Genomic DNA, 26,609 nt, shown 5'->3' with positions numbered 1-26,609 from the left:
GAGAGGCCCCGGTCGTCGGAGGTGAGCGACCGGGGCCTCCGTCTGTCTTCCAGACGTCGCGAGCCTGAGCGAGACAAGCGAGACCGCTCGGATGACCGGTCTCACGGGCCTCAGATGACGGGCGGCCGGCCGAGCCGGGTGAGCCGCCACACCGTCCGCCAGCGCATCGGCCGCCGCTCCCCGCCGGACTTCCGCAGCCCCTCCGCGAACCCGCCGAACCAGGCCTTCAGCCCGCCGACGGACCGGGTCCGTGCCAGCGTGAGCAGCATCCAGATCCCCAGGTGCACGGGGATCAGCGGAAGCGGCAGCCGGCGGCGGGTGAGCCAGACCCGGTTGCGGGCGGTCACCCGGTAGTAGATGGCGTGCCGGGCGGGCGAGGTCTTCGGGTGCTGGAGCAGCAGCCCGGGCTCGTACAGCACGGTCCACCCGGCGTCGATGGCACGCCAGGCCATGTCGGTCTCCTCGTGCGCGAAGAAGAACTCGGCGGGCCAGTCACCGATCTCCGCGAGCATGGGCATGGAGAGGGCGTGCCCGCCGCCGAGGAACCCGGTGACCGGGCCGCCGCGCATCGGGTCCTTGGCCCCGACCCGCGGCACGTGCCGGCGCTGGGTCTCCCCGTTCTCGTCGGCGATGCGGAAGCCGACGATGCCGAGCCGCGGATCGGCCGCGTACAGGTCCCGTACCTTGCGCAGCACATCCGCGTCGACGAGCAGCCCGTCGTCGTCGAGCTCGACGACGACATCGACGTCCCCGAACTCACTCAGGCGCTGGAGTCCTACATTGCGGCCGCCGGGGCACCCGAGGTTCTCGTCGACCTCGATGGTGGTCACTTCCCCGGGCAGCCCGAGGCGCTGCGCGAACTCCGGCAGCGGGCAGCCGTTGCCCACGATCACGATCCGCGCGGGGGCGACGTCCTGCTTCGCCACGGAGGTGAGCAGGGCGTCGACCTCGGTGGGCCGGTTCCCCATGGTCACCACGGCAACGGCGATCCGCGGCCCCTCCTCCGCCTGTGACACGACACCCACCCCATCCCGGCCGACAACTGTGCCGCGATGCTAGCCGTTCACCGGAATTCCCCCTCACGTACGCCCCGGTGTACGTCCGGATGTACGTACGGACGTAGGCACTCAAACCCGCCGGTTCTCCCTCTGCCCGTTCTCCCTCTGCCGGTTCTCCCTGCGCCGTACGAACTTCAGCCCCGACCAGTCGTCGCCCAGCGCGGCCACCTTCACGTCGACGACTCCGAGCGGCAGGAAGATCTCCCGCAGATCGTTCTCGGTGATGTCGCTCCGGTGCCCGGCCGCGCGCCGGGGCCGGGCGATCCAGAGCATCGCGTCGTCGGACAGGTCCCGGACCAGCCCGGATGCCTCCGCGGCCAGGTCCGCGAGGGCCCGGAAGAAGGCGACGGTCACGGCCGCCCCCTTCGGGCCCCCGGCGGCGACCTCGCAGCCCTCGGGCAGCCCGGGAATGGCCCAGTCCGCCGGCGCGTGCGTCAGCCGCACCCGTTGACCTGCCTTGACACCGATCTTCTTGGCGAGCGGGGTACCGGAGTACCCGCCGCCGCCCGCCGAACCCGTCGTACCCGTCGAACCCGCCGTACCTTCAGCGCCGGAGACATCCATGCGTGGAGCATGGCACCGCGGGTGCGTCGCTCAGGCCGCGTACGCGCCCCTGATCTCGAACCGCTCGGCCGACGGCGGGCCGGCCAGCCAGTCCTTCAGGCCCGCCTGGAACTCGCGGAACTCCGCGATCGCGGGCAGCGGGTTCTCGACGCCGTCCGCGAGCTCCAGCTGCGCGACGTACGTGACTCCGTCGGGCAGCCGGTACGAGGCGTAGCGCACGCCCGCGGGCCGCTCGCGCTCGATGGCGGCGAACATCTTCTTCAGGGCCTCTTCGAGCTCGCCGACGGACTCGGGCTTCGCGGTGGAACGCACCATCAGAACGGTCATGTCGTCATCTCCCTGTATCCCTCTCAGCGGGCCACGTCGTCGCGGCGCCGTCGTCTCCCTGACGCGCGGGAGGGCGGATGTGTGACAGGGGACCAATTCCGTATCGCGCAGTCGCGTATCGCGGCGTGCGGGATCAGTGGGCGACCGGAGGTGCGATGCAGGCCGTCTCCGGATAGGGGCCGGTGACCTCGGTCCACACCCTGTCCGCCCTCACCGTGCCGGAGATGCAGGCCGTCTTGCCGACCCAGATGCCGTACGCCGTGCCCGGCACCTTCTCCGCGTGGTCCACGTTCCACTTCGACCACGGGTCCTGGACCCGCATGTCCGTGGCGCGGAACCCGAGGGAGAGAAGCACGGGCCGTACGTCCTTGGGGCTGATGCGCCCCTGCCGGCGCAGCTTCTCCAGTGCCGGCCCGACCTTCTTCGCCCGCTCCTTGGCGGCCGCCTCGTCCGCCGGGCTCATGTCCCCCGGGCGGCGGCCGACGCTGTTCTCGGCGTTGTGCGGCGCGCTGTCGCCCCGGTCCGGCTCGGCCTGCGGGCTCGCGGGCGGCGAGGAGGAGTCGGCGGCGGGGGTGCGGGACGGCTGCGCGCCGGGCGTCTGGGTTCCGCACGCGGCGAGCGACACGGCGGCGGTCACGGCCAAGAGGGCGGCGCCGATGGCGCTCTGACGGCTCCGACGACTCTCACCGCTCGCATGGGAAGACATGCCGCCAGGTTGGCAGAGGGAGCCGCCCGGCCGCTTGAGTACGGACACTCATTTCAGCCGGAAAGAGCCTGCGAAGAGCCCGCGAAGAGCGACCAACAGCCTTACCCCACCGGGGAGTTGAAGGGGATCGCCAGAAGAGGGCCCGCTGTCACCATGCTCCCGCCGGCCACAGGAGTGACATCGAGCCGGCGCCCCCACATCTCCGCCCCCTGAGGGCTTGCCTTCTCTGTCTGTCGGCGCCGGTCCCCGGGTGCGGTTGCACGCCCTGATCTGGGCGTGAATCCCAGGAGAAAGACAGGAAGTTGAGACGCAGCACAGTGAGATATGCGCGTGTCCCGGTGATCATGGCCGTCGCGATCGCGGTGGCCAGTGGTACCGGTACGACGCAGGCCTACGCGGACGCAGTCCCGCCCGGAGCGGCCAACGGATGGTCCTCCTCGAAGACCGCCACCAAAGACAAGGCGGAGACCGAGCCCAGCGCCGTTCCCGCCGAGAAGCGTGCCGCGCTGCTCGGCAAGAGCTACAAGTCGTCCTCGGACCGGGCGTTCACGACGTCCGGCGACGGCACGGGTTTCCATGTGATGGTGGCCGACGAGAAGAACGGCTACGCGTGGAAGACCGCCGCCTCGCTGTCCGAGCCGGGTTTCGAAACGGACACCTGGATCGGCAACGCCTGTGTGACCGGGTCCGGCACGTACGCCGCCGTGGCGTACGCGCCGCGCACCTTCACCAACAAGCCCGAGCTGATGAGCCGCGGCGCCTTCACCGCGATCGTGAACCTGGACAGCGGCGCCGTACGAAAGCTGCCGTTCCAGGCCACGCTCGGCTACTTCTCGCCGGGCTGCGGCACCGGTGACGACGCCGTGTTCTCCCAGTTCACCGACGAGAACACATCCAAGACGAACGAGACCCGGCTGGTCACGGTCGCCGCCGCCACGGGGAAGACCGCGAAGACGAAGGTGGCCGGTCAGGTCACCTCGGCGGTGCCGGCCGACGGCGGGATCGTCGCCGCGCGCGGCGCTCAGGTCGTACGGATCGACGGCTCCACGGTGAAGACGGTGGCCCGCACCCACGCCGTACCGTTCCAGCTGGCGCCGGACGCCGACGGCGGTGTCACCTTCATCGACCGGCTGCCCGGCGGAAAGAAGAAGTCCTCGGCCGATGACCAGGCCGCCGTCTCCCGTGTCACCGCGGGGGCGCTGCGGGCGGCGAACGGCAAGGCGAAGGCCGCGCAGCTGGCGCAGGGCTCGCTGACCAAGTTCGACCTCACGCGCACGCCCGCGGGAACGGTGTACGTCACCGGCAAGGCCCGCACCGGCGGCTCGCTGCCGGGTGCGGTCCGCAACCCGGGGGGCCTCGACAAGGACGCCCGGATCTCCAGCCGGGGCGCCGCCGCCGTGACCACGGCGTGGGCCGACGGCAAGGACTCCAGGATCACGCAGCAGGACTCCTTCTCGGCGCGCGCCGCGAGGATCACCCTGAAGGCCCTGGACACCGGCAGGACGACCGTCCTGGACGCGATGCCGGGCAACCGGATCGGCAGCGCGGCCGCCCAGCGCTCGGCGACCGCGACGAGCCCGGCCCTGGCCGCGCCCGCCAAGGCCGGCGGGATCTCGACCCTGTCGACGCCGGTCGACACGGACCGCACGTGTGCGGTCCCGCGCAACGACCCGAAGAAGCAGGCGTTCCAGCCGACTCCGCGGCAGATCGAGTGGGCCGTGGACCAGGCCGTCGTCGGCACGCTCAACAAGGGCGCGACCCGGGCGGCGAACTGGAAGAACACGGGGATGGCCGCGTACGCGCCGCAGACCCTGTTCCCGCTCAATTCGCTGAGCGGCGGCAGCGGCACGGACTGGCACGTCCCGGCGACGGTGATGCTCGGCGTCACCGCGCAGGAGTCGAACATGTGGCAGGCGACCCGCTACGCCGTACCGGGCGTCACGGCGAACCCGCTGGTCGGCAACTTCTACGGCACCGTCTACTCCTCCGACGGCACGCAGACCGACCCGTGGGCCATCGACTGGACCAAGTCGGACTGCGGCTACGGCGTCACCCAGGTCACCGACGGCATGCGGCTTCCGGGCCATGGCCAGGACACGTTGACGACGACGCAGCAGGAGGCCGTCGCGCTCGACTACGCGGCCAACATCGCGGACGGCGTGAACATCCTGGTCGAGAAGTGGAACCAGACCCGCGCCGACGGAATCGTCATCAACGACGGCAGCCCGAAGTACATCGAGAACTGGTTCGCCGCCCTGTGGTCGTACAACACGGGCTACCACCTCCGGTCGGACTCGGGCCTCAACTCCGGCAAGTGGGGCCTCGGCTGGACCAACAACCCGGCCAACCCGCTGTGGAAGGAGAACCGTACGCCGTTCCTGGAGGACGCGGCCGGCGCCGACGACTACAGCCACGCCGCGCACCCGCAGGACTGGCCGTACGAGGAGAAGGTCATCGGCTGGGCGGCCCGGCCGATCTCGGCGATGTTCGCGCCCGGTGACTTCCAGGCCGGTTACCGCGCCGCGTGGTGGAACAGCAACGCCTACCGCACGGCGGCCAAGCCCCCGATCTCGCTGTTCTGCGACAGCAGCAACGACTGCGACGCGTCGAAGATCAGCACGGATGCCACGAACGACACCGGTGGCGGCCCCTGCCTGCTTCCCGGCGACCCGAGCACGACGGACCCGCTGTACCTGAAGTGCTGGTTCACCAAGTCCGCGACCTGGAAGAACTGCACGACCAGCGCCCAGTGCGGCAACCCGATCCACCGGTTCGACGACACCTATCCCGAGCAGGCGGACGCGAACTCGTATCCGCCGGAGTGCTCGGCCAACCTGCCCTCCGGGACGTACATCGTCGACGACCTCGCCGACGGGATCGTCCCAGCCGGTTCCAGCACCCGATCGTGCGGAACGGTGTCGTCCGCGGGCTCGTTCGACATGGACTTCGGGAGCGCCTCGTCCCGGATCGACCTGCACCAGATCGGTGCGGCCTACGGCAACCACTTCTGGTTCTCGCACACCAACAAGAGCGGGACGACCGACGCGGCCCGGCTACGGACCACCGGCACCTGGACGCTGAACAAGTCGGACCGCGGCTGGATGCGCGTCTGGGTGCACCTGCCCGACCACGGCGCGCACACCCGCCAGGCCATGTACAAGGTGGGCGGCACGGACTCCACCAGCCCGAACCGCGCGCTGCCGCAGCGGGTGATGAAGAACGAGTGGGTGCCGCTCGGCGTCTTCAACTTCACCGGAGCGCCCACGGTGGCCCTGTCCAACGTGACACAGGACGGCAAGGGCACGGAGGACGTCGCCTGGGACTCGGTCGGCTTCCAGCCGCTGAGCAGCAAGGCGACGAACATGGTCGTGGCCATGGGCGACTCCTACTCCTCGGGTGAGGGCGCCTCGGCGAACGGCGGCGACGACTACTACCCGGAGTCCGACTACTACGACCCGCTGCAGCCGGACACCGAGGACAAGTGCCACCGGTCGAAGTACTCCTGGTCGCGGCAGGCCACGCTGCCCGGCTACTCGAAGTCGATCGGGGCGATGGCCGACGACCGCGACTCGGACATGGACTACCACTTCATCGCCTGCTCCGGCGCCCGCCACTACAACATCCTGCGCCAGGGCCAGAGCAGTGAGCTGCCACAGATCGACCAGGGCTATCTCGACCAGAACACCACGCTCGTCACCCTGAACGTCGGCGGCAACGACGCCCGGTTCGCCGACATCGTCCAGGAGTGCATCACGGCCCTGACCGTGTGCAACGACAACTCCATCGACGCCGTCGACCCGGACACCGGGCAGAAGAACGGCGAGTCGACCGGCTCACTGGAGGACTGGGCGCCGACATGGCTCCACGAGCAGATCCGGCCGCGGCTGGCCGGCACGCTCAACGCGATCCATCTGAAGGCGCCGAACGCGAAGATCGTCCTCATGGGCTACCCGAAGCTCCTGGAGAACGACGGCAGTTGCATCCCCGGCATCGGCACCGAGGAAGCTCCGTGGCTGAACGGCATGGCGGACACACTGGCCACCGAGATGCAGGGCGCGGTCGACGACGCCAACAGCCAGTACGGCGCGAACGCGGTCTTCTCCGACCCGCGTGACGAGTTCGCCGGCAAGGCGATCTGCGGTGACCCGGAGGACGTGAACGGCATCGTCCTGTCCGGCCACTCGAAGGCGGACAACCGGGACTGGAACTGGCTGCCGGGCAATGTGGCGCCGTCCATGAAGTCCTTCCACCCGAAGATCGCGGGTGCGCGGTTGTACGCCGACAGTCTGCAGAACTCGCTGTAGGCAGTCTCTGCAGAAGAAGCACCGCAGAAGAGGCTCCGTAGAGGCGACGGGGGCCTGAGTACTCGTACTCAGGCCCCCGTTGCCGTGCGATGGAAGGCTGGCGTCATGACGAACCGCAGGACCGCCCGTTGGGTGAAGGGCGCTGCCGTGTCGGCGGTGTCCGCCGTCGTCTGCTACTGGATCTGGACGTCCTGCAGGGAGTGGGCGTCAGGTGTGCGGGAGGCCGACCAGGACGCGTTCCTCGCCGGGTCCCTGGAGTCGCTGCTGGCGGGGATCGCCGGGGTGGCGTCGATGCCGCTGCTGCTGTGGGCGGGGATGCGGGTACTGAAGGAGCGCGGCAATCACCTGCTCGTGCTGGTCGGCGCGATGGCGTGGATCTTCCTCGGGGGCCATGTGGTCGAGGACGAGGTCAGCGCCGGCGCGACCGTCGGGTTCCTGGCCCTGTTCGCGGCGCTCGGGGGTCTGCTGGCCGGGGTCCGGACGCGCGGCGAGTAGCCGGAAACGCCGAGACGTTCCTATGCGCCTCGCCGACCGCCTATGCGTGTGACCACCCGATTCATGGCCTCCGCCGGGCGCGGCGCGCTGAACTGGCCCTCAACGCCAGTCGACTGCACCGTCACCGACCTGATCGGCGGCGGGACCATGGAGGCGGTCCCATGACAACACCCCTGGCCGACTATGCGAAGTTCGCCGGCAGGCGCATCGCGATCGTCGAGCACATGCAGAACCACCCGTTCGTCCTCGGCCTCCACCAGGCCCGCGAGCACGGTCTGGAGGTGTGGCTGCTCACCGGTGACCGGTCCTGGTACACCCACGGCCACGACTGGGACTCCCACCCGCTCGCCGCGGCCGTCGACCGTGTGATCGACGTCGACACCACCGACCTCGAAGCGGTGGTGTCCGTGGTGACCGGCGACGACGGCGCTGCCCTCGTGGACGGTCTGACGTCGTTCTCCGACTACCACACGGTGCTCGCCGCGCAGGCGGCCCGGCGGCTCCGTCTGCCGGGTCCCGATCCCGCGGCCGTGGAGACCGCCAACGTCAAGGACCGATTGCGCGTCGCGCTCGGCGACGTACCGTTCAACATCCCGCACATGCTGGTGAGCGGAGAAGAACAGCTCGACGAGGCGGCGCGGCGGCTGGGCTTCCCGATGATCGCCAAACCGCCCGCGGAGGCCATCAGTTACGGAGTCCGCCGCGTCGACGACATGGCCCAGCTCGTCGAGGCGTGGCAGGAGCTGTCCGGGATACGGCACAGCCTGCGCGGGCAACCGCGCTCCGGGGACGTGCTGTTGGAGACCTACGTCGAAGGTGTCGAGGTCAGCGTCGAGACGATGACGGTGGACGGGTACACGCACGTCTTCGGCGTCACCTCGAAGGACCTGTTCGGTGACCCGGCCTACATCGAGTGCGGGCACACCTTCCCCGTGCCGCTGTCCGACGACGAGCGCGACGCGCTCTACTCCGTGGTCCGCGACACCCTGAAGGCGATCGGCTACGACCGCGGGCCGTGCCACACCGAGGTCCGGCGCACCGTGTCCGGCTGGCGCGTCATCGAGGCCAATCCGCGTACGCCGTCGAGCTGCATGACGATGCTCGTCACGGACGTCACCGGGCGCAGCCCCATCCTGGACGCCTGGCTGCTCGCGATCGGCGAGGTCCCGCCGATCGAGCCCGTCACGCACTCCGGGGGCGCCGCCGTCCGCATGATCTACCCACAGCGGCGCGGCACCCTCAAGCGGGTCGACGGTGTACGGGCCGCCTCCGCGGTGCCGGGTGTCCAGGTGCTGCTGCACGTGGAGAAGGGCGACCACCTGTTGCAGCGCATGGACAACTCCTCCTGCGTCGGGTTCACCTACTGCAACGGACCCGACCGCCTGGAGGCCCAGGCCCTCGCCGACAAGGCGGCCGCCTACCTCGACTTCGTGGTCGAGGAGGACGAGGCGGCGGAGCTGTGAGCGGCGCCGCGCACTATCCGGGCAGCCGGGCGGACGTGCGGCCGGTGGCCGATGCCGCCGGGCTGCCCGCCGCCGGCTGGGACGGTCTGCTCGGCGCGGAGGACTTCTTCCAGACGTCCCGCTGGCTGGCGGTGCAGGAGCGCAACTCCGGCACCACGATGGACTTTCTCGTCCAGCACCGGGAGGAGAAGCCCGTCGCGGCCCTGGTCACCGCGTGGGCCGACGACTCCGTGCCCTGGCTGCTCGCCCGGCCGGACGCGATGCTCTCCCGGGCCCTGGAGGACGGCGGCCCGCCGGAGGCCGCCGCCGTCCTCGCCGAGGTGGCCCAGGGCGACCCGGCGTCGCTGCTGCCGTCCCTGGTGTGCGGCGGCCGGCACCTGGGCCGTACCCGGACGCTGGCGGGACCGGACGCGCTGCCCGCGGACGTCGAGACGCTGGTGGTGCGGGCCGAGCAACTCGCCTCCGAGCGCGGGGCGGCGTCCGTCTGCTTCCCCCATGTGGATGTGCGGGACGCCGAGTTGGTGGACCTGCTGCGCGCCCGCGGCTACCGCTCGCACCTCGCGGCGCACTACGCCTGGCTGCCCATTCCGCCCGGCGGCTGGGACCAGTTCCTCGCCGAGATGAGCAAGCACCGGCGCCGCCGGGTACGCCTGGAGCGCCGGGCGCTGGCCGAGGCCAAGGTCGAGGTCCACCTCGAACCGCTGACCAAGGCGCTGGCCCCGCGCCTGGGCGAGCTCGACTGCAACCTGCTGCGGAAGTACGGCAATCCGGCCAGCCCGGAGCACTCGGCCGGGCTGCTGAGCTGGATCTCCGAGGTCATGGGCGACGACGCCATGGTCTCGGTGGCGCGCAAGGACGGCGCCGTCATCGGCTTCGGCATGGTGCTGCGCTCCCGGGCCCGCGGCGAGGAGCAGTGGTTCGGCCACCGTGCCGGATTCGACTACGACGCCCAGGGCAAACTGCCGCTCTACTACGACGTCCTGTACTACCGCGTCCTCGAAGCCGCCGCGCGCGAGGGCGTGTCCGTCCTGCACGCCGGGATCGGCAGCGTCGAGGCGAAGCTCGCCCGCGGCTGCCTGGCGAGCGAGGAGCACTCGTTCCTGCTGCGGCTGCCGCGCACGGGCTCCGGGAAGGAGACGACCACACGATGAGTATGAGCAAGGGAGCGGAACCACGCATCACCGCGGGTGCGGGCCTGGGGCCGGGCTGGAACGCCGCCGTCGGTTCGACGGTGAACCCCTCGGACGCACGCGGCGGAACCCTGCGTCTGGTCTCCTCGGCCGACGTGGACTCCCTCGACCCGGCCCGCACCTACTACGTGTGGGTGTGGCTGCTGCAGAGGATGCTCAACCGCACCCTCATGGCCTACCCCACGGACCCGGGCCCCGCCGGGCTCGTGCCCGTCCCGGACCTGGCCGAGGGCCCCGGGCGGGTGAGCGACGGCGGCCGCACCTGGACCTACCGGCTGCGCACCGGCGTGCGCTACGACGACGGCACGCCGATCACCTCGGACGACGTACGCCACGCCGTACAGCGGGTGTTCGCGCAGGACGTGCTGCCCGGCGGCCCGACCTACCTCGTACCGCTGCTGGACGATCCCGGGCGGCCGTACCCCGGCCCGTACCGGACCGACGAGCCGCTCGGGTCGGTGCGGACGCCGGACGAGCGCACGATCGTCTTCCAGCTGCGCCGCCCGTTCTCCGACTTCGACCATCTGATGGCGCAGCCCTGCACGGCCCCGGTGCCCCGGCGCGCCGACACGGGGGCGGACTACGGGGAGAACCCGCGCTCCAGCGGCCCGTACCGCGTGGCCCTCCACCGGCCGGGCAGGTTCCTGCACCTGGAGCGGAACCCGTACTGGGACCGCGCGACGGACCCGGTCCGGCCCGCGCTGCCCGACCGGGTGGAGCTGACCATCGGCGTGGACGTCGACGAGCTCGACGAACGGCTGATCGCCGGGGAGTTCGACATCAACCTCGAAGGCCGGGGGCTCCAGCACGCCGCCCAGGACCGGGTCACGGCCGACGGCGTCCTGCGCTCCCGTACGGACAATCCGCGCACGAGCTTCCTGCACTTCGTGTCCCTCCAGCCGCACATCCCGCCGTTCGGCGACGTGCACGCGCGCCGTGCCGTGCACTACGCGGCGGACAAGATCCTTCTCCAGCAGGCGCGCGGCGGCCCGGTCACCGGTGGCGACCTCACCACGGCGCTGTTCCCGCCGCGGCTGCCCGCGCACCAGCCGGGCCTGGACCGCTACCCGACGGGTCCGGACCTGCGGGGCGACCTCGACGCGGCGCGCGCCGAACTCGCCGCCGCCGGGCTGCCGGACGGCTTCGACGCGGTGATCGGCACCCAGCGCGGCAAGTTCCGGCTGGTCGCCGACGCGGTCGCCGAGTCGGTGGCCAGGGTCGGCATCCGGCTGACCGTGAAGGAGCTGGACGTCGCGAGCTACTTCAGCCTGGGCGCCGGACATCCGGAGACGATCCGCGAGCACGGGCTCGGGCTCGTCGTCACCGACTGGGGCGCCGACTTCCCCACCGAGTACGGCTTCCTCGCGCCGCTCGTGGACGGCCGCCAGATCAAACGCAACGGCGGCAACTGGAACATCTCCGAGCTCGACGACCCGCGCGTCAACGACCTCATCGACCAGAGCCTGCACACCACCGACCCCGCCGAACGGGCCCGCCAGTGGGGTGCCGTCGAACGCCTGGTGATGGAACACGCCGTGATCCTTCCCCTGGTCCACGACAAGACCCTGCACTTCCGCAACCCATGGGTCACCAATGTGTACGTCCATCCGGCCTTCGGGCTGTACGACATCCAGGCGATGGGCGTCGCCGCCCCCGTACCCGACCGGGAGAACACCCCATGAACGACGACCGCACCCACGGCCTCCGCTTCAGCCCGCTGGCCGCCGACGACGAGACCACGGTCGTCCAGTGGCTACGGCTCCTCGACGACTCCGCCGGTGACGTGCCGGGAGCCGCACCGCCCTGCGCCGTGGACATGCGCGGCTCCCTGCGCTTCCCGCCGCCCGCCACCAAGCTGGAGGACTGGGTCGTACGCCATGACGGGTCCGACGGGCAGGACGGGCGGGTCGTCGGTGCGCTGCGGCTGGCGCTGCCCGACGGCGCAGATGTGGCGCGGGTGGATCAGCTGCTGGTCGCCCCTGGGCTGCGGCGCCGGGGCATCGGGCGGGCGCTGTACGAGCGGGCGGCCGGCATCGCCGCGGGGCACGGCCGTTCGGCGCTGGCCGCGACCGTGGTGGAGGCGTTGCCCGGGGGGCCGGCGCGGGACGCGGGACCGGCGGTCTTCGCAGCGGCGGTGGGCGCGTCGCGGGCGTCGGGGCCGGCGGGGGTGCACCAGTGGCTCGACCTGGGTGCGCACGATCCGCTGGCCGCCGGGGTCCCCGAGGTGCCGGAGGGGTACTCCCTCGTCACATGGGGGACCATCACGCCGGACGAGTACGCGGTGCGGGTGTCGGTGCTCGAACAGTCCCTGGGGGATAAGGCGTTCGACGAAGAGCAGGAGGTCGGGACCAGTTACGCGCGGGAGTTCGAGACGATGCGGGTCGGCCGGGGGCGGCGGGCGTACCACACGGGGGTCGTCCACGGGGCGAGCGGGCGGCTGGCCGGGTACACCAGTGTCTCGAAGACCACGGGGAATCCTGAGTACGCGCTTCAGGGGATGACGGTGGTGCATCGGGCGCATCGGGGGCATCGGTTGGGGCGGCTGCTGAAGCTGGCGAACCTGGAGTATGTGCTGCGGCACGAGCCGGGGGTTCGGCTGGTGGAGACCGCCAACGCCGAGGACAACTCCGCGATGATCGCGGTCAATGCGGCCATGGGGTTCGTGCCTTATGAGCGGTGGGTGTCCTGGACGGGGCTCGTTGGTTCGGGGGGCTGACTCTCGGTTTGGAGGCTGCGGGTAATTCGTGGCCGGCCGCGCCCACGCGGCGGAGCCGCAGATGTCACAGCCCCGCGCCCCTTACGGGGCGCGGGGGTCCAGCCCGTTCCCAGCAGTACCCCCGCGATCACCGCCAGGCCACCCGCCAGCAACCAACCCGTGAGCTCCTCCCCCAGCACCGCCCACGCCGCCGCGACCCCCACCACCGGGACCAGCATGGAGAACGGGGCCACGGTTCCCGCCTCGTAGCGCTTCAGCAGGGTTGTCCAGATGCCGGAGCCGACGACGGAGCCGGCCAGCGCGGTGTAGACCAGGGCTGCCAGGCCGGGCCAGCCGTCGGTGCTGAAGGAGTCGCCGAGGGCGTGCCAGCCGGTGGTCGGGCCCTCCATGGCGGCCGAGAGGGCGAGCAGCGGCAGGGGTGGTACGACGGACATCCACAGGGCGAAGCGGAGTGGATGGTCGGGGCGGGCCTGTCGGCTGGCGATGTTGCCGAACGCCCAGCCGAGTGCCGCGAGCAGGGTCAGCAGCAGCGGGAGCAGGGCGGCGCTGCGGGCGCGTTCCACCGCGATCACGGCCATGCCGAGCACGGCGAGGGCGACCCCGGCCAGCTGCCGCCGGGAGACCCGCTCGCCCAGCAGCAGCGCGCCGAGCAGCATGGTGAACGGTGCCGACGCCTGCACCACGACCGAGGCCTGACCGGACGGCATGCCCTGGTCGATGGCGAGGAAGAGCAGCCCGAACTGGAGGACTCCGAAGCCGAGTCCGTAGACCAGCAGCCAGCGCACCGGTGCCTTCGGCCGGGGCACGAAAAGGATCACCGGCACGGCCAGGACGACGAAACGCAGCGCGGAGAGGAAGAACGGCGGGTAGTGGTCGAGCCCGATCCGCACGGCGAGGAAGTTCAGCCCCCACAGCACGGCGACGAGGACGGCGAGGAGACGGTCCCTGACGCTCACCGGGCGGCTTCCAGGAGGCCGGACTCGACGACCCGCCCGCCGAGCCAGCGCAGGAACTGTCCGTCGCCGATCAACTTCTGCTCGTCAGCGGCCTGTTGCAGCACCAGCACGTGCCGTACGCCGGCCCGGTTCTCCAGCAGCCAGCAGAACATCATCACGCCGGGGCAGGAACCGGCCTTGAAGAACACCCGGGGCCATTTCTCGCGGTCGATGACGAGACCGGGGTACGCGGTGAGGATGTCCTCGACGGTGCCGGTCGTGTCGCGCTCGCCGTCGTCGGCGAGTCCGCGCAACACCTCCAGCACGTCGTAGGCGCTCATGTGCCAGTCCAGGCCCAGCTGGTGCACCGTCTCGCCCAGGTCGCCGATGCTCACGGTCAGCGGCCTCGCGAGCCGCGGAAGCAGTTCCCGCCGGCCCGCCTCGTCGCGCTCGGTCCATGCCGCGCGCAGCTCCGGCGCCCCCCAGCCGATCTCGAACAGCTCGCGGCTGTAGAGGAACGGCCGCAGCAGGGCGGGGTCGTGGTGTCCGGAGTCCGCGACGGCCCGCTCCACGGCGGCACGGCCGAGGCGCTCCGCGATCAGGTCGGCGCCCGTGTTGTCGCTGAACGCGATCATCTTGTACGCCGTCTCGCGCACCGTGACGCGCGTGCCGTCGGGCAGTTCCTGCATGTCACCGGTGGGCAGGCTGCGCAGGTCGGGCCGTACGGTCACCTCGTCGTCCCAGGACAGCTCACCGTTCTCGACGGCGCGCACGAGGGCGCGCATGACGTAGAGCTTGTACGACGAGCCGGCGGGCATCGGCCGGTCGGCGTCCGTCTCGTGCAGGACCACGGTCCGCCCCGGCTCCAGGCGGGCGGCCAGCACGGAGTGGGCGACGCCCGGTATCCGTACGACGTCCTCCAGCTGGTCCCAGTCGCGCACTTCGGGGACCACGATCTCGGGCTGGAAGTTCAGGCCGCGGACCAGCCCGTTGGAGTCGATGGTCACCGCGAGGGTGTGGCACGCGCCGTCCGCCCCGGCGAGGTCCGTCCAGCTCTTGTGCGCGACGGAACGGTAGGACCGGACCGTGAACGGGCCCTTCGTACGCCACTCCCGCAGCGTCGCCGAGAAGCCCCCGAGGTACCTGCCGGGGAACACGGACACCACACGCCCATTCATGCACGCGTCCGAGGCGAGCCCGGCCGCCGTCAACAGCCCCACCGCCCACCGGGAGGCGTCCCCCACCAGGGAGCCGTCCGCCGCGAGCGCCTCATCGGCGGCGGACGGGGCGGACGCGGCGGGCCCGTCTGATGAGGCAGACGGGGCGGATTCGGGGACTTCGATCATGATCGCTCCTTGTCGGCCGCTGGGCGCGGGCGTTCAGTGCTCGGTGACCGTGATGGCGCCGCAGGGGCACAGGTCGGCGCAGAGGCGGGCCGAGGCGTGCAGTTCGGGCGAGGAGGGGGTGGGGTCGAGGAGGACCACGGTTCCGGTGGCGGGGTCCTGGTCGAAGAGGTCCGGTTCGGTCGCCGCGCACCGGCCCATGGCGCAGCACGCGTCCCTGTCGACGGTGATGGTGATGGTGGTGGTGATGATCGGACGGCGTACGCCACTCGTGTCCGCTCCCCCGGTATCGCTCACGTCCGCGTCGCTCACGTCCGCGTCGCTCACCAGGTCACCGGGAGCGCACCGAGCCCGTAACTGGACACCTCGTGGCGGAAGTCCAGCTCCTCGAACGGCACGGCCAGCCGGACACCGGGCATCCAGCGCAGTACGGCGGCCAGCATCTCCTCGATCTCGACCTTGGCGAGCCACTGCCCCAGGCACTGGTGGATGCCGTGGCCGAAGGCGAGATGGCGGCGGGCGTCGCGGTGCGGGTCGAGGGTGTCGGGGGACGGGAAGACGCGCTCGTCGCGGTTGCCCGCCGAGAGCGAGAGGACGACTCCCTCGCCGGCCCTGATGGTCACGTCGTCGAGCTGTACGTCCTCGGTCGCGGCCCGGGCCAGGCCGTTCTGCACGATGGAGTGGAAGCGCAGCAACTCCTCCACCGCCTTGGGCAGCAGGCCCTCGTCCTTGGTCAGGGCGTCCGCCAGGCCGGGGTCGGTGGCCAGGCTGAGCAGGCTGAGGCTGGCCTGGCTGGTGGTCGTGCCGTGTCCGGCCACCAGCAGCAGCCGGCACATCGGGACGAGTTCGTCGACGCTCAGCGTGCCCGGCCGTACCTGGTCGATCACCAGACGGCTGACCAGATCGGTGCCGGGATCGGCGACCCGCGACTCGACGAGCTCGCGCAGGAACCCGTCCAACTCGTCGCGTGCGGCGGCCACTTGGTCGGGCGTGTAGCCGCGGTCGATGAGGATCGCGCTGCGGCTCTCGATGAAGTCCCGGCGGTCCTCGGACACCCCGAACAGCAGGGTGATGACCCGGGACGGCACGGGCGTCGTCAGACCGGCGACGAGATCCACGGGCCGCTCACCGGCCACCAGCTCGGCCAGCATCCCGTCCAGGAACTCCCGCAGCACCGGGCGCATTTCCTCCGCCTTGCGGGCCAGGAAGTCGCGGGTGAGCATCGAGCGCAGCCGGGAGTGGTCCGGGTCGTCCATGCGGATGAACGAGGCCGTGTGGGGCGCCGCGCGCACCAGCTTCGAGGTGGGGGTCAGCATCGGAAATCCGGGGGCGGACGTGACCGCGGTGAACCGACGGTCGCCCAGCACGGCCCGGGCACCGGCGTGCGAGGTCACCAGCCACACCTCGCTGCCGTCCCACAGCGTCACCCGGCTCGCGGCGCGTCCGGCCCGGAGGGCGGCGAGCTGCGGCGGCGGGTCCACGGGGCAGACGCGGGGCATCGGGTACGACGGTGCCGCCGCCTTCTCTTCCTGGAGCGCTGCGTCGTTCTGCATCATCCACCGCCTATCGCTCTGTCGCTGCGCAGGTCGCCGCACAGGGGTCGCGCCGACGTGCTGTCGCCGTCCCAATCTGCCGTGCCCGCGGGGAGGCGTCCTGGCCTGCGGCCCGGCGCGCATAACCGGCCGGAAACAGTCATAACTTGCGGCGCCGGGAGGCATTCACCGCGCAATGGCATTCCTGCTAACGTCCTGACGGAATTCTCAAGAACGCACGGAACATTCGCGCGCAATGCCGCCAGCCCACCGCACCGGGGGAAATGATGACTTCAGCACTGCAGGGGAAAGTCGCGCTCATCACGGGTGCGAGTTCGGGAATCGGCGAGGCCACGGCACGGGTGCTGGCCGCCGAGGGTGCCGCCGTCGCCGTCGCGGCCCGCCGCGTCGACCGGCTGCACGCCCTGAGGGACGAACTGGAAGCCACCGGCGCCACCGTCCACGTACTCGAACTCGACGTCACCGACGAGCGGGCGGTCCAGGACGCCGTGCGCTCGACCGTGGAGACGCTGGGGCGGCTGGACGTCCTGGTGAACAACGCCGGGGTGATGCTGCTGGGTCCCGTCGAGGGGGCCGACACCACGGACTGGACCCGCATGATCAACACCAATGTCCTGGGCCTGATGTACATGACCCACGCGGCGCTGCCGCACCTGCTCAAGAGCCAGGGAGCGGTCGTGCAGATCTCGTCGATCGCCGGGCGCGTGGCGGGCCGTGGCGCCGCCGGCTACAACGCCAGCAAGTTCGCCGTGAACGGATTCAGCGAGGGGCTGCGCCAGGAGGTCACCGAACGCGGGTTGCGCGTGGTGGTCATCGAGCCGGGCACCGTCGAGACCGAGCTGCGCGAGCACATCACCCACGCGCCGACCAAGGCCGCCATCGAGGAACGGGTCGCCAAGATCCGGCAGTTGCAGAGCACCGACATCGCCGAAGCGGTGCGCTACGCCGTGACGGCGCCCTCGCACATGACGGTCAACGAGATCTTCATCCGCCCGACCGACCAGGCCTGACCCATGACCTGACGGTCTCCGGCTCCGGGCACGAGGAGAGCCCGGAGAGAGGACGCGCCTAAGATCGCCGCAGAAGCCACAAAGAATGCATGTGAACCACTGCGGACAATCAAGCGGCACAGTCCTTCACCAAAAGGAAACCGACATTGTCTTCCGGGTCAGAAATAAAGCCTGCGTATCTTCTTCCCTTTCCCTTCACCCGCCCCGATCTGTCGTTGCTCGACGCGGTCGGGCAGTGCGGGGATCTCGCGGAAGTGGCCCGGCGCACCGGGTCGCGGCACGGCGCCGTCGAGCGTCAACTCGACCGGCTGGACAAGACCGTCGGCCTTCCGCTGACCCTGCGCAGCCGCCACACCGCGCGGCTGACCTCGGCGGGCTCGCGCCTGCTGGTGGCCGGGCGCCGGTTCTTCCGCCAGGTCGATCTCGCCGTCCAGACGAACATCTTCGGGCGCGGCTCCGAGGCGGTGGACGCGCCCGCCGTCCTGGCCATCGCCTCCGCGGAACCCCTCCTGGAGGACGTGGTCGAGGACGCCGCGGCCTCGCTGGACATCCTTCTGTCGGTCCATCACGACACGCCCCAGCAGGTCATGCGCAGGCTGGCCGGCTATCACGTCGACGCCGCGCACACCTGGAGCCTCGACGCCCCGGGCAACTCGGCCGAGCGGGCGGTGCGCACGTACGGCGTCCTCGACGATCCGCTGTGGGTCACGCTGCCGTCCGGTCATCCGCTGGCCGGCCGGGACGCGGTCTCGCTGGCCGATCTGCGGGACGAGCACTGGGTGTCCGAGGTCGGCCCCGACTCGGAGATCCTGGTGGCCCGGGTCTTCCAGGCCGCCGGTCTGCCCGCACCCGCCGCACTGCACGTCACCGGCGCCTCGGTGGCCCGCGGAATGCTGCGCCGCGGCGACGCCATCGGGCTCGGCTCCCCCACGCATCCGGCCGTGCTCGCGCCCTCCGTGGTGCACCGCCCGGTCGTGCAGCGCCCGCACCGCTCCACCAGCCTTCTCGTCGATCCGACCGTCGTACCCCGGGCGCTGGCCGAGCAGTTGGCCGCGCTGCTCGCGGACCGCTATCTGCAACGGTTCGCCGAGCACCACCAGGACCTGCTGCGCGACCCGTGGTGGACACGCTGGCACCGCGACCAGACAGCCAGGTTCACCCGGCCCGTGCGCCCCGCGCAGGAGTCGACGGCGCCGGCCGCGACGCCCGCCACCCGCAAGTTCGACGTCGAGGACCTGCACCTCCTGCGGGCGGTGGCACGGCACGGCAGCATCAACCGGGCGGCCACCGTGCTGTCCATCAGCCAGTCCGCGCTGACCCGCCGTATCCACCGGCTGGAACTCGGCCTGGGCGCCCGGCTGTTGCTGCGCAGCGCTCGCGGCACGGACCTGACGACGCCGACCCGGCGGTTCCTGCACCAACTCGGCCGTTTCGAGGCCGAGTTCCATGACGCGGCGGCGTCCTGCCGGAGCATCGCCCTGCCGGCGGGCCAGAGCCACCGGCAGGACAACGCCCCGCGGGCTCAACTCGCGCCGAGCGCCACGTAGTCGTACATGCCGAACGACCCGGTGACGTACACATTGCGGGCGTCCGGGTGCCGGTACAGGAGCGAGCGCGGGTACAGGTACGGCACGATCACCGCGTGTTCCATGGTGAGCCGGTCGATGCGGTGCCAGATCTCCGCACGCTCGGCCGGATCGCCGGACGTCGCCCCGCGGTCGAGGAGCCCGTTGATCTCCGGGTCGTCGAGCTCGCCCATGTTCTGGTTGCCGCGCTCCTTGATCGCCCGCCCGTCGACGATCTGCTGCAAGAACCCGTACCCGTCAGGGAAATCGGCCCCCCACCCGAACATGATGATCCCGATCCCGTGCTCGCGCAGATAGGCCGGGCACCCTCCGTAGATGTCGAAGTAGTCACCGGAAGGAAAGTCCAGGACCTCGGCCTCGATCCCGACCCGGGCGAGCCCGGCGGCCAGCGCCTCGGCGGCCCGGTACTCCTTGAGCCGGTCCTTGCGGGCGGCGATCTTCGTACGGAACCCGTCCGGCATCCCGGCGGCGACGAGCTCGGCGCGGGCGGCGTCGAGGTCTCCGGTCCCGTCAGTGCCCACCGGATAGCGGTCGAAGTCCTGGTACCCGTCGATGGTCGGCGGCAGGATGGTGGTGGCGATGTCCCCGCCCACCGAACCGCCGTACGCCGCCTGCATGGCGGCCTTGTCCGTGGCGAACTGCACGGCCCGGCGGGCGTGGACGTTGTCGAACGGCGCGATCCTGCTCGACAGGCAGTAGATCCAGGTGAACCCGGTCAGCGGGTTGTCGGCGTCGGCCCGCAGCGCCGGGTCCGCCAGAATCCGCTCCTGCGTCGAGGGCTGCACCCCGAACCCGGCGAGGTCGATGTGCGCCTCCCCGGCCAGCAACATGCGGTCCACCTCGTGCGGGTCCTTGCCGAGGTGCACCTCGATGCGCCCGGCCCGCTGCCCGCGGACCGGGTCGGTCGCCGGGTCCCAGTGCGGATTGGGTTCGAGTACGGCCAGTTCGCCCCGGGTGTACGAGACGACGCGGTACGGGCCCGTCGCGACCGGGCGCAGACGGTACTCGGCGCCGGTGTCCAGGTGGCGCGGTACGGGGGTGGTGCTGGGCATGGTCGCCAGCAGGTCGAGTCCCGCGAACGGTTTCTCCAGGCGGAAGACCAGGGTGCGGTCGTCGGGGGTCTCCAGCGTGACGGGGCCGTCGGCGTCGGGCTCGCGCCAGGGGCCGCCGTAGTCCGTCCCCAGCAGATGCCGGAAGTAGGTCGGCCCCGCGCCCAGTACATCGGTCCCGTAATTGCTCCTGGCGATGGCGTACTTGACGTCCCTCGACGTCACCGGGCTGCCGTCCTCGTACCGCAGCCCGGGCCTGAGCCGGTACGTCCACACCCGGCCGCCCTCGGACGGCTCCCCCAGCGACTCGGCGAGGTCCGGAACCAGGTGTTGGCCCGCCTTGCCCGGCGCCGTGTCGAAGGTGACCAGGGTTCGGCCGATGAGGCGGAGGAAGTTCCAGGTGTAGGCGTAGTACGTGTTTCCGGGGTCCAGTGAGTCGAAGTCGTCCGTGCGTACGAGGCGGAGCGTGCCACCGCCGGCCATGGTCCCGGCCGGCCGGACCACCCCCCTCACTCCCGCATCGAACCCGCTTCCCTCAGTTCCCTCAGTCGTCGGCCTCGCACTCTCCATGTCCCTGCAGCCCTCCTCGCGATGCGCTTTCCCTCATCTTGTGGGGGGTGGGGGGGGGGAGGGGGGCCTCGGGCGGGGGCACGCATAGCCTTTGGCGGGTCGGTATAGCCGGGGCGCGGGCAGGGATTTTTACGGTCTGACCATCCCCAGGGTTTCTCCCGGTCTCCTTGTTCTCGTGGGCAGGGGCTCAGGGCCGGGCGTCGCCGTCGTCGCCGAAGCCGGGGATGCCGGCGGACAGCAGGTGCTCGGCGCCGCCTTCGAGGATCTTGGCCGTCTCGGTGGATCGGGGCAGCATGGTCTTCTCGTAGGTGCGGATGGCGTCTTCGACGGTGGCGGAGTCGGCGAGGGCGAGGGCGAGTTCGCCGGCATCGAGCATGGCGAGGTTGACGCCGACGCCGAGCGGGGGCATGAGGTGGGCGGCGTCGCCGAGCAGGGTCACGGTCGGGTTGTGCTCCCAGGTGTGCGGGACGGGGAGGGCGAAGATCGGGCGGTCGACGTAGGGACCGTCGTTGTCGGTGATCATCTGGCGCATGCGGGGCGACCAGTGGGCGTACTCGTCGAGGAGCAGGGCGCGGATGCCATCGGTGTCCTCGGCGGTCAGGCCGCTCTGAGTGATCCAGTCGACCGGGACTCGCTGGATGATGTAGACGCGGATGTGGTCTCCGCTGTTGCGCTGGGCGAACAGACCGCGGTCGCCGTCGGCTGCATGGGCGCCGCCCGGGCCGACCAGCTCGGCAATGTCGGGGTGGCGGTTCTCGACGTCGGAGAACCATGCCTCCAGGAAGCTCACCCCGGTGTACTCGGGGACGGCGGGGGACACGGCCGGGCGCACCCGGGAGAAGGCGCCGTCGGCGCCGATGACCAGATCGGTCTCGATGGTCGTGCCGTCGGCGAAGTGCAGCTGCCGCGGCCCGTCGGCGGGCCCGCTGATCGTGTCGAGGGCTTGTCCCCAGTGCACGGTTCCCGGTTGCAGGGAGTCGAGCAGCAGGTCGCGCAGCTGGCCGCGGTCGATTTCAGGCTTGAAGATCTCGTCGGCCTCCGGGACCTTGTGGGACGTCATCGTGCCGGTCGGGTCCATCTGCCGCATCTCCTGCCCTTCGGGGCGGGCCAGCTTGAAGAACTCCTCAAGCAGACCGGCTTCGCGCAGGGCGATCTGGCCGTTGTCGGCGTGCAGGTCCAGGGTGCCGCCCTGGTTGCGCGCGTCGGCACTCGGTGCGCGGTCGTGGACGGTGACCGCGATGCCGCGCCGCTGGAGGATGCGGGCGCAGGTCAGCCCGCCGGGTCCGGCGCCGATGATGCTGATCCTGGCCTGGGCAGGTGCTACGGAGTTCATGGTGTTCCCTTCGCCGGCGCCGGATCACGGCCGCGGCCCTGTGCCGCGGACTCGTCAGGCAGCGCACATTTCTGTAACAGCTACAAACATACAACCGTTCCAAGTTTGCCGTAAGCCCGGTAGGGTTGAAGGCATGGCAGAGACGATCGACCCCGCAGAAACGGGCGGGCGGCGCGAGCGCAAGAAGGCCGCCACCCGCCAGGCGATCGCCGACACCGCGCTGCGGCTGTTCCTGGAACGCGGCTACGAGCAGGTGGGCGTCCGCGAGATCGCCGAGGGCGCCGACGTGTCGGTGTCGACCCTGTTCAACCACTTCCCCCGGGGCAAAGAGGCGCTGGTCTTCGACGAGGACGCCCGCAACGAGGCGGCCCTGGTCCGCGCGGTCACCGACCGGCCGCCGGGCCAGACGGTCCCCCACGCTCTGCGCGCCTACCTCACGGGCTTCGTCGACTCGGCCCACACCCGAGACCCCCGCTTCGCCGACTTCCAGCGGCTCGTCCAGGAGACCCCGGCCCTGCGCGAGTACTCCCGCGCGATGTGGCTGCGCCACGAACACGCTCTGGCCCGCGCTCTCGCCGACCAGACCGGCCGGCCGCACGACGACCTCATCTGCGCCGCCTACGCCAGGTTCACCCTGGAAATCCTCGCGTTCGCCGGCTCCCGCCCCGACCCCGCCGCCGCCATCGACCAGGCATGTCTCCTGCTCGACCAGGGCTGGACGACCACGGTCGCCCCATATGACCCCGAATCCGGCAGACCCGCCACTGCCCCCTCCCCAACCGCATAGGGCTGCCGAATGGCTGCAGGTCGATTTCGAGGACGACCTATGGGCGTTCTACTTCGACGCCTGCGGGTTCAAGCCGACGAACGCACCCTGCAGCGGATCACGCTCGGCCCAGCCAGGCTTCTCAGCAGACAGCGGCTCGATCGAGCCGCTGTCTGGTCGAACAGGGTTCCTGATCCGATGATCGCGTGGGGGCGGGGCCTGAAGGACTTCGCGCCGTCACGCACCCAGCGTGCGTACCGCACCGCACCGGGCGCAGCTCCCGGGGATGGGACGGGCTGGGGCGGCGGGGGCAAGGCCCCCGCCGCCCCAGCCGTCAGGTCGTGTACTCCGAGTTGAGGCGGACGTAGCCCTCGGTGAGGTCGCAGCCGTAGACGGTGAACGCCCCGTTCGCGATGCCGAGGTCGATGCCGATGATGACCTCGTCGCCCTGAAGGTGCTCGGCGACGGCGGCGCGCAGGGCGTCCTCGTCGCGGTCGGCGTTCGCGCGGGGCGGGTACACCTCCACCTCCCCGAAGCGGATCGTCACCGCGTCCTGGTCGATGTCGGTGTCGTCGGAGCACTTGCCGATGGCCATAGAGACCCGGCCCCAGTTGGGGTCACTGCCGTGCACCGCGGTCTTCACGAGCGGCGAGTTGACGACGGTCTTCCCGACCCGCTTGGCCTGCGCAGCGTCACGTGCGCCCGTGACCTGGACCTCGATGAGCTTGCTCGCCCCCTCCCCGTCGCTCGCGATGTCCTTGACGAGGGCGAGGGCGGCTTCGTACAGGACCGACTCGAACGCGACGGGATCGACCTCGCCGGCCAGCCCGTTGGCGAACAGCACCGCCGTGTCGCTGGTCGACGTGTCCGTGTCGATGCTCACCGCGTTGAACGTCCGGTCCATCACCCGCCGGAAGATCCGGTCCTGCTCGGCCGCGTCGAGCCGGGCATCGGTGGCGAAGAACGTCAGCAGCGTCGCCATGTCCGGCTCGATCATGCCGACGCCCTTGGCGATACCGACGAGCGTCGCGTCGCCGCACCGCAGCCGGACCTCCTTGGGCCGGGTGTCGGTCGTCATGATGGCGCGGGCGGCACGGTCGAAACCGCCCTCGGGGAAGGGCCAGGACAGCGACTTGAGGTGCTCCCGGATCTGCGGCATCGGGTACTGACGGCCGATCACCCCGGTGGAGGCGATGAGAAGTTCACCCTCAGGCACCCCGAGGGTGCGCGCCACGGACTCACGCACCTCGCGCGCGTTGGCCTCGCCCTCCCGCCCGGTGGCGACGTTCGCGTTGCGGGCCAGCACCACCACGCCCCACGCCCGCCCGTCGGCGACCGCGTCCCGGCTCAGCAGGACACTCGGCCCGGCGAACCGGGAGCGGGTGAACACCGCGCTCACCTGGGCCGGGACCGTGGAGGCCAGCACGGTGAAGTCGTCCCGGCCGTCGTCGGCGAGACCGACCGGCGCGGTGTGCACGACGAAGCCCTGGGGCGTCTTCTTGTCTTCGGAGTTCTCTTCGGAGTCGGACATGGTCATCGTCTCCCGTCTGCATTACTTCCAGTAGGTCAGCATATTCATGCATCGCGATCGGAGCGACACGAACGATCCGAACGCGCCGCACCCCCTCCCGGACACGGAGAGGGGGTGCGGTCGACCGTACGGACGGTGCCGTGGTTACCGGCGCGGCGCGAACGTGACCACGTCGCCCGCCCGCTCGCCGCCCGACAACTGCCCGTTCCGGTCCGTCCGGATGTACACCCGGTGCAGCCAGCGGTCCTTCCCGTCCCAGCGCGGGCTGAACGGCGTACGGGCGTGTGTGGTGCGGAAGTTGTCGATGATCAGCAGGTCGCCGGGGGTGAGCTTCACGGACTCCGTGACGTCGTCCAGGGCCTTGGAGAGGGCGGCGACCGCCTCCTTGTCCGCCGGCTCCACCGGGGCCAGCAGCTCGCGGTCGTAGCCGAGGTACGGGTCCTTCTCGTCCCCGTACAGCGGCTTGACGTCGGCGATGGCTCCCGGGTCCTCGACGCCGCCGCGGAAGGCGACGTCCACGCAGCAGGGGAGCTTGCGGTCGAACAGCCGGGCCTTCGTCCCGTCGTCGAGGAGTGCCAGCGCCTTGCGCACCGAACCGACGAGCGTCTCGGCCCGGCGCTCGTGGTCCGCGCGGGAGCAGGCGAGCATGACGTAGTTCGGCTGGAGGACGTGGTACGCCATCTCCGTGTGGAACTCCAGGAGGGTCTCGGAGGTCTCCGAGGAGAGGTAGTGGGCGCCCGGCGACGGATATACGTCGTGGTAGACCGTGCCCGAGCGCAACTCCGCGTAGCCGGTGTGGAGTCCGAGCCTGCGGCCGGTCACGGCAAGCATCGCCTCCATGACCAGCCGCCCGCGGTCCAGCGGCGCCGGGGTGGAGGTGGGCGTGACGGGCAGCTCGTCGTCCGCCTCCAACGGCAGCCCGCGCAGCAGCAGATAGCCGTCCTCGGTGCCCTCGGCGTGGAACTTGTCGAGCGCCGCGGCCAGTTCGTGCGGGAGCCGCGCGGACAGCTCCTTCGCCTTCTCCAGGAAGCCGTACAGGTCCGCGCGCGGCACCTCGGGAAGTTCGGCCGCGAGAGCGCGCAGCTGCTCCCGGTGCGCGGTGCAGTCAATGATCGGAGAAGCCATGGGTGCGATATCTCCTTTGCAGCGGTGGGCTACGTGGATGAGCTACATCGGGGGGCGATGGGCTCGGGCGTACTGATAGAGCAGCTCCGCGCCGATCTCCGTCGCCAGGACGGAGGTGATTCCGGCGTGGTCGTAGAGGGGCGAGACCTCCATCACGTCGAAGCCGACCGGCTTGAGGTCACCGACGCAGCGCAGCAGGCCGAGGACCTCCCGCGAACTGAGCCCGCCCGGTGCGGGGGTGCCCGTCCCGGGGGCGAACGCGGGGTCGCAGACGTCGATGTCGACCGACACGTACACGGGTCGCTGGCCGACCCGCTCCCGGATGAGGGCCGCGGTGCCGGCGACTCCCCGGTCACCGAACTCGTCGGCGGTCACGACGCGTACGCCGTGGCCGCGGGCGTAGTCGAGCGAGTCCGGCTTGGGGTTGTGGCCGCGGATGCCGATCTGCACCATCGCGGCCGGGTCGATGAGCTTCTCGTCGATGCCGTGCCGGAAGGGCGTGCCGTGGTGGTACTGGCCGCCGTAGAAGGCCGGGTTGGTGTCGGAGTGGGCGTCCAGGTGGACGACGGCGACCGGGCCGTGCTGTTCGGCGACGGCGCGCAGGGCCGCCACGGTCAGCGAGTGGTCGCCGCCGAGCATCATGAAGGCGGCGTTGTGCTTCAGCAGCTCCGCCAGGTGCCGCTGTGCCGTCTCGATGGCGATGTTCATGTCGAACGGGGTCAGATCGATGTCGCCGCCGTCGACGCAGTTGATGAGGTCGAAGGTGCCGGGGCCGCGGTCGATGCCGACACCGTGGATGAGCCCGGACTCGTTGCGGATGGCGCGCGGCCCGAACCGGGCGCCGGGCCGGTAGCTGGTCCCGCCGTCGTAGGGGGCGCCGATGACCACGACGTCGTAGCCGCGTGGCTCCTGTTCGAGCGGCAGGCGCATGAAGGTGGGGATCTGGGCGTAGCGGGGTGAGACGTGCGAGTCGATGCGTTCCACG

22 protein-coding genes are annotated in these 26,609 nt (G+C 70.9%); 9 read left to right on the top strand and 13 right to left on the bottom strand.

Features of this window, described 5'->3' with window-relative positions; genetic code table 11:
• Positions 1-110: 110 nt before the first annotated feature.
• The 4 genes from AB5J50_RS28070 to AB5J50_RS28055 form a co-directional block, all read right to left on the bottom strand.
• Positions 111-1,025, bottom strand: coding sequence for a glycosyltransferase family 2 protein (locus tag AB5J50_RS28070; RefSeq protein WP_369261028.1), 915 nt, complete (start codon positions 1,023-1,025; stop codon positions 111-113).
• A 102-nt stretch (positions 1,026-1,127) separates the two neighbouring features.
• Complete coding sequence (locus tag AB5J50_RS28065) at positions 1,128-1,622, bottom strand: DUF3052 domain-containing protein (RefSeq protein WP_369261027.1); 495 nt, start codon at positions 1,620-1,622, stop codon at positions 1,128-1,130.
• 30 nt (positions 1,623-1,652) lie between these two features.
• Positions 1,653-1,949 (bottom strand): hypothetical protein, encoded by a 297-nt coding sequence (locus AB5J50_RS28060; protein ID WP_369261026.1) that lies wholly within the window; start codon positions 1,947-1,949, stop codon positions 1,653-1,655.
• Between the two features lie 133 nt (positions 1,950-2,082).
• Positions 2,083-2,655, bottom strand: a complete 573-nt coding sequence (locus AB5J50_RS28055; RefSeq protein WP_369261025.1) for a hypothetical protein — start codon at positions 2,653-2,655, stop codon at positions 2,083-2,085.
• 344 nt (positions 2,656-2,999) lie between these two features.
• Between AB5J50_RS28055 and AB5J50_RS28050 the strand changes: the two genes are divergently transcribed.
• The 6 genes from AB5J50_RS28050 (at position 3,000) to AB5J50_RS28025 (ending at position 12,823) form a co-directional block, all read left to right on the top strand.
• Complete coding sequence (locus tag AB5J50_RS28050) at positions 3,000-6,959, top strand: SGNH/GDSL hydrolase family protein (RefSeq protein ID WP_369261024.1); 3,960 nt, start codon at positions 3,000-3,002, stop codon at positions 6,957-6,959.
• 105 nt (positions 6,960-7,064) lie between these two features.
• Positions 7,065-7,454, top strand: coding sequence for a hypothetical protein (locus AB5J50_RS28045; RefSeq protein WP_369261023.1), 390 nt, complete (start codon positions 7,065-7,067; stop codon positions 7,452-7,454).
• A gap of 161 nt (positions 7,455-7,615) precedes the next feature.
• On the top strand, positions 7,616-8,917 hold the full coding sequence (locus tag AB5J50_RS28040; RefSeq protein ID WP_369261022.1) for an ATP-grasp domain-containing protein: 1,302 nt from the start codon (positions 7,616-7,618) through the stop codon (positions 8,915-8,917).
• Entirely contained in the window at positions 8,914-10,068 is a 1,155-nt protein-coding gene (locus tag AB5J50_RS28035) for a GNAT family N-acetyltransferase (protein WP_369261021.1), read from the top strand. The genes AB5J50_RS28040 and AB5J50_RS28035 overlap by 4 nt, the downstream gene beginning before the upstream one ends.
• Positions 10,065-11,789 (top strand): ABC transporter substrate-binding protein, encoded by a 1,725-nt coding sequence (locus AB5J50_RS28030; protein WP_369261020.1) that lies wholly within the window; start codon positions 10,065-10,067, stop codon positions 11,787-11,789. The genes AB5J50_RS28035 and AB5J50_RS28030 overlap by 4 nt, the downstream gene beginning before the upstream one ends.
• Entirely contained in the window at positions 11,786-12,823 is a 1,038-nt protein-coding gene (locus AB5J50_RS28025; RefSeq protein WP_369261019.1) for a GNAT family N-acetyltransferase, read from the top strand. The genes AB5J50_RS28030 and AB5J50_RS28025 overlap by 4 nt, the downstream gene beginning before the upstream one ends.
• On the opposite strand, the gene AB5J50_RS28020 is transcribed toward AB5J50_RS28025, so the two are convergent.
• Genes AB5J50_RS28020 through AB5J50_RS28005 form a run of 4 tightly spaced genes read right to left on the bottom strand, consistent with a single transcriptional unit; the run spans position 12,775 to position 16,654 of the window.
• Complete coding sequence (locus AB5J50_RS28020; protein WP_369261018.1) at positions 12,775-13,779, bottom strand: EamA family transporter; 1,005 nt, start codon at positions 13,777-13,779, stop codon at positions 12,775-12,777. The genes AB5J50_RS28025 and AB5J50_RS28020 overlap by 49 nt on opposite strands.
• Positions 13,776-15,104, bottom strand: coding sequence for a serine hydrolase (locus tag AB5J50_RS28015; RefSeq protein WP_369261017.1), 1,329 nt, complete (start codon positions 15,102-15,104; stop codon positions 13,776-13,778). Before AB5J50_RS28015 ends, AB5J50_RS28020 begins: the two co-directional genes overlap by 4 nt.
• Before the next feature lie 33 nt (positions 15,105-15,137).
• Positions 15,138-15,428: a ferredoxin gene (locus AB5J50_RS28010; protein ID WP_369261016.1), complete on the bottom strand. Its 291-nt coding sequence runs from the start codon at positions 15,426-15,428 to the stop codon at positions 15,138-15,140.
• Positions 15,425-16,654, bottom strand: coding sequence for a cytochrome P450 (locus AB5J50_RS28005; protein ID WP_369261015.1), 1,230 nt, complete (start codon positions 16,652-16,654; stop codon positions 15,425-15,427). Before AB5J50_RS28005 ends, AB5J50_RS28010 begins: the two co-directional genes overlap by 4 nt.
• Positions 16,655-16,920: 266 nt before the next feature.
• Here AB5J50_RS28005 and AB5J50_RS28000 point away from each other — a divergent pair, with 266 nt between their 5' ends.
• Together AB5J50_RS28000 and AB5J50_RS27995 are read left to right on the top strand one after the other, a co-directional pair.
• Positions 16,921-17,664, top strand: a complete 744-nt coding sequence (locus tag AB5J50_RS28000) for an SDR family oxidoreductase (RefSeq protein WP_369261014.1) — start codon at positions 16,921-16,923, stop codon at positions 17,662-17,664.
• Between the two features lie 215 nt (positions 17,665-17,879).
• The gene (locus AB5J50_RS27995) at positions 17,880-19,211 is read left to right on the top strand and encodes a LysR family transcriptional regulator (RefSeq protein WP_369261013.1); all 1,332 of its coding nucleotides are present in this window, start codon (positions 17,880-17,882) and stop codon (positions 19,209-19,211) included.
• On the opposite strand, the gene AB5J50_RS27990 is transcribed toward AB5J50_RS27995, so the two are convergent.
• A complete protein-coding gene (locus AB5J50_RS27990; RefSeq protein ID WP_369261012.1) occupies positions 19,187-20,869 on the bottom strand; it encodes an ABC transporter substrate-binding protein in 1,683 nt (560 codons plus the stop codon). The genes AB5J50_RS27995 and AB5J50_RS27990 overlap by 25 nt on opposite strands.
• A 187-nt stretch (positions 20,870-21,056) precedes the next feature.
• The gene (locus AB5J50_RS27985; RefSeq protein ID WP_369261011.1) at positions 21,057-22,202 is read right to left on the bottom strand and encodes an FAD-dependent oxidoreductase; all 1,146 of its coding nucleotides are present in this window, start codon (positions 22,200-22,202) and stop codon (positions 21,057-21,059) included.
• Positions 22,203-22,335: 133 nt separating this feature from the next.
• On the opposite strand from AB5J50_RS27985, the gene AB5J50_RS27980 reads away from it, so the two are divergent.
• Complete coding sequence (locus tag AB5J50_RS27980; protein WP_369261010.1) at positions 22,336-22,989, top strand: TetR/AcrR family transcriptional regulator; 654 nt, start codon at positions 22,336-22,338, stop codon at positions 22,987-22,989.
• A 313-nt stretch (positions 22,990-23,302) separates the two neighbouring features.
• Here AB5J50_RS27980 and argJ read toward each other — a convergent pair whose 3' ends face one another.
• The 3 genes from argJ to speB all read right to left on the bottom strand — a co-directional run bounded on the left by argJ (position 23,303) and on the right by speB (position 26,608).
• On the bottom strand, positions 23,303-24,499 hold the full coding sequence (argJ, locus tag AB5J50_RS27975) for a bifunctional glutamate N-acetyltransferase/amino-acid acetyltransferase ArgJ (RefSeq protein WP_369261009.1): 1,197 nt from the start codon (positions 24,497-24,499) through the stop codon (positions 23,303-23,305).
• A gap of 144 nt (positions 24,500-24,643) precedes the next feature.
• Positions 24,644-25,624: a clavaminate synthase Cs1 gene (gene cs1, locus AB5J50_RS27970; RefSeq protein WP_369261008.1), complete on the bottom strand. Its 981-nt coding sequence runs from the start codon at positions 25,622-25,624 to the stop codon at positions 24,644-24,646.
• Positions 25,625-25,666: 42 nt separating this feature from the next.
• Positions 25,667-26,608, bottom strand: coding sequence for an agmatinase (speB, locus tag AB5J50_RS27965; protein WP_369261007.1), 942 nt, complete (start codon positions 26,606-26,608; stop codon positions 25,667-25,669).
• Position 26,609: the final 1 nt, after the last annotated feature.

The organism is Streptomyces sp. R35 (genome assembly GCF_041053035.1).
Lineage (GTDB): Bacteria > Actinomycetota > Actinomycetes > Streptomycetales > Streptomycetaceae > Streptomyces > Streptomyces lutosisoli.
This window is presented reverse-complemented; position numbering and strand designations above follow the sequence as displayed.

What these genes read in the sequence shown, in the direction of transcription:
- AB5J50_RS28050 (WP_369261024.1), top strand. Translation starts at nt 3,000, where the DNA reads ATGGCCGTCGCGATCGCGGTGGCCAGTGGTACCGGTACGACGCAGGCC.
- AB5J50_RS28040 (WP_369261022.1), top strand. Translation starts at nt 7,616, where the DNA reads ATGACAACACCCCTGGCCGACTATGCGAAGTTCGCCGGCAGGCGCATC.
- AB5J50_RS28015 (WP_369261017.1), bottom strand. Translation starts at nt 15,104, where the DNA reads ATGATCGAAGTCCCCGAATCCGCCCCGTCTGCCTCATCAGACGGGCCC.
- AB5J50_RS28055 (WP_369261025.1), bottom strand. Translation starts at nt 2,655, where the DNA reads ATGTCTTCCCATGCGAGCGGTGAGAGTCGTCGGAGCCGTCAGAGCGCC.
- AB5J50_RS28060 (WP_369261026.1), bottom strand. Translation starts at nt 1,949, where the DNA reads ATGACCGTTCTGATGGTGCGTTCCACCGCGAAGCCCGAGTCCGTCGGC.
- AB5J50_RS28025 (WP_369261019.1), top strand. Translation starts at nt 11,786, where the DNA reads ATGAACGACGACCGCACCCACGGCCTCCGCTTCAGCCCGCTGGCCGCC.
- argJ (WP_369261009.1), bottom strand. Translation starts at nt 24,499, where the DNA reads ATGTCCGACTCCGAAGAGAACTCCGAAGACAAGAAGACGCCCCAGGGC.
- AB5J50_RS28005 (WP_369261015.1), bottom strand. Translation starts at nt 16,654, where the DNA reads ATGCAGAACGACGCAGCGCTCCAGGAAGAGAAGGCGGCGGCACCGTCG.
- AB5J50_RS27980 (WP_369261010.1), top strand. Translation starts at nt 22,336, where the DNA reads ATGGCAGAGACGATCGACCCCGCAGAAACGGGCGGGCGGCGCGAGCGC.
- AB5J50_RS28030 (WP_369261020.1), top strand. Translation starts at nt 10,065, where the DNA reads ATGAGTATGAGCAAGGGAGCGGAACCACGCATCACCGCGGGTGCGGGC.
- AB5J50_RS27985 (WP_369261011.1), bottom strand. Translation starts at nt 22,202, where the DNA reads ATGAACTCCGTAGCACCTGCCCAGGCCAGGATCAGCATCATCGGCGCC.
- AB5J50_RS27990 (WP_369261012.1), bottom strand. Translation starts at nt 20,869, where the DNA reads ATGGAGAGTGCGAGGCCGACGACTGAGGGAACTGAGGGAAGCGGGTTC.
- AB5J50_RS28065 (WP_369261027.1), bottom strand. Translation starts at nt 1,622, where the DNA reads ATGGATGTCTCCGGCGCTGAAGGTACGGCGGGTTCGACGGGTACGACG.
- AB5J50_RS28045 (WP_369261023.1), top strand. Translation starts at nt 7,065, where the DNA reads ATGACGAACCGCAGGACCGCCCGTTGGGTGAAGGGCGCTGCCGTGTCG.
- cs1 (WP_369261008.1), bottom strand. Translation starts at nt 25,624, where the DNA reads ATGGCTTCTCCGATCATTGACTGCACCGCGCACCGGGAGCAGCTGCGC.
- AB5J50_RS28000 (WP_369261014.1), top strand. Translation starts at nt 16,921, where the DNA reads ATGACTTCAGCACTGCAGGGGAAAGTCGCGCTCATCACGGGTGCGAGT.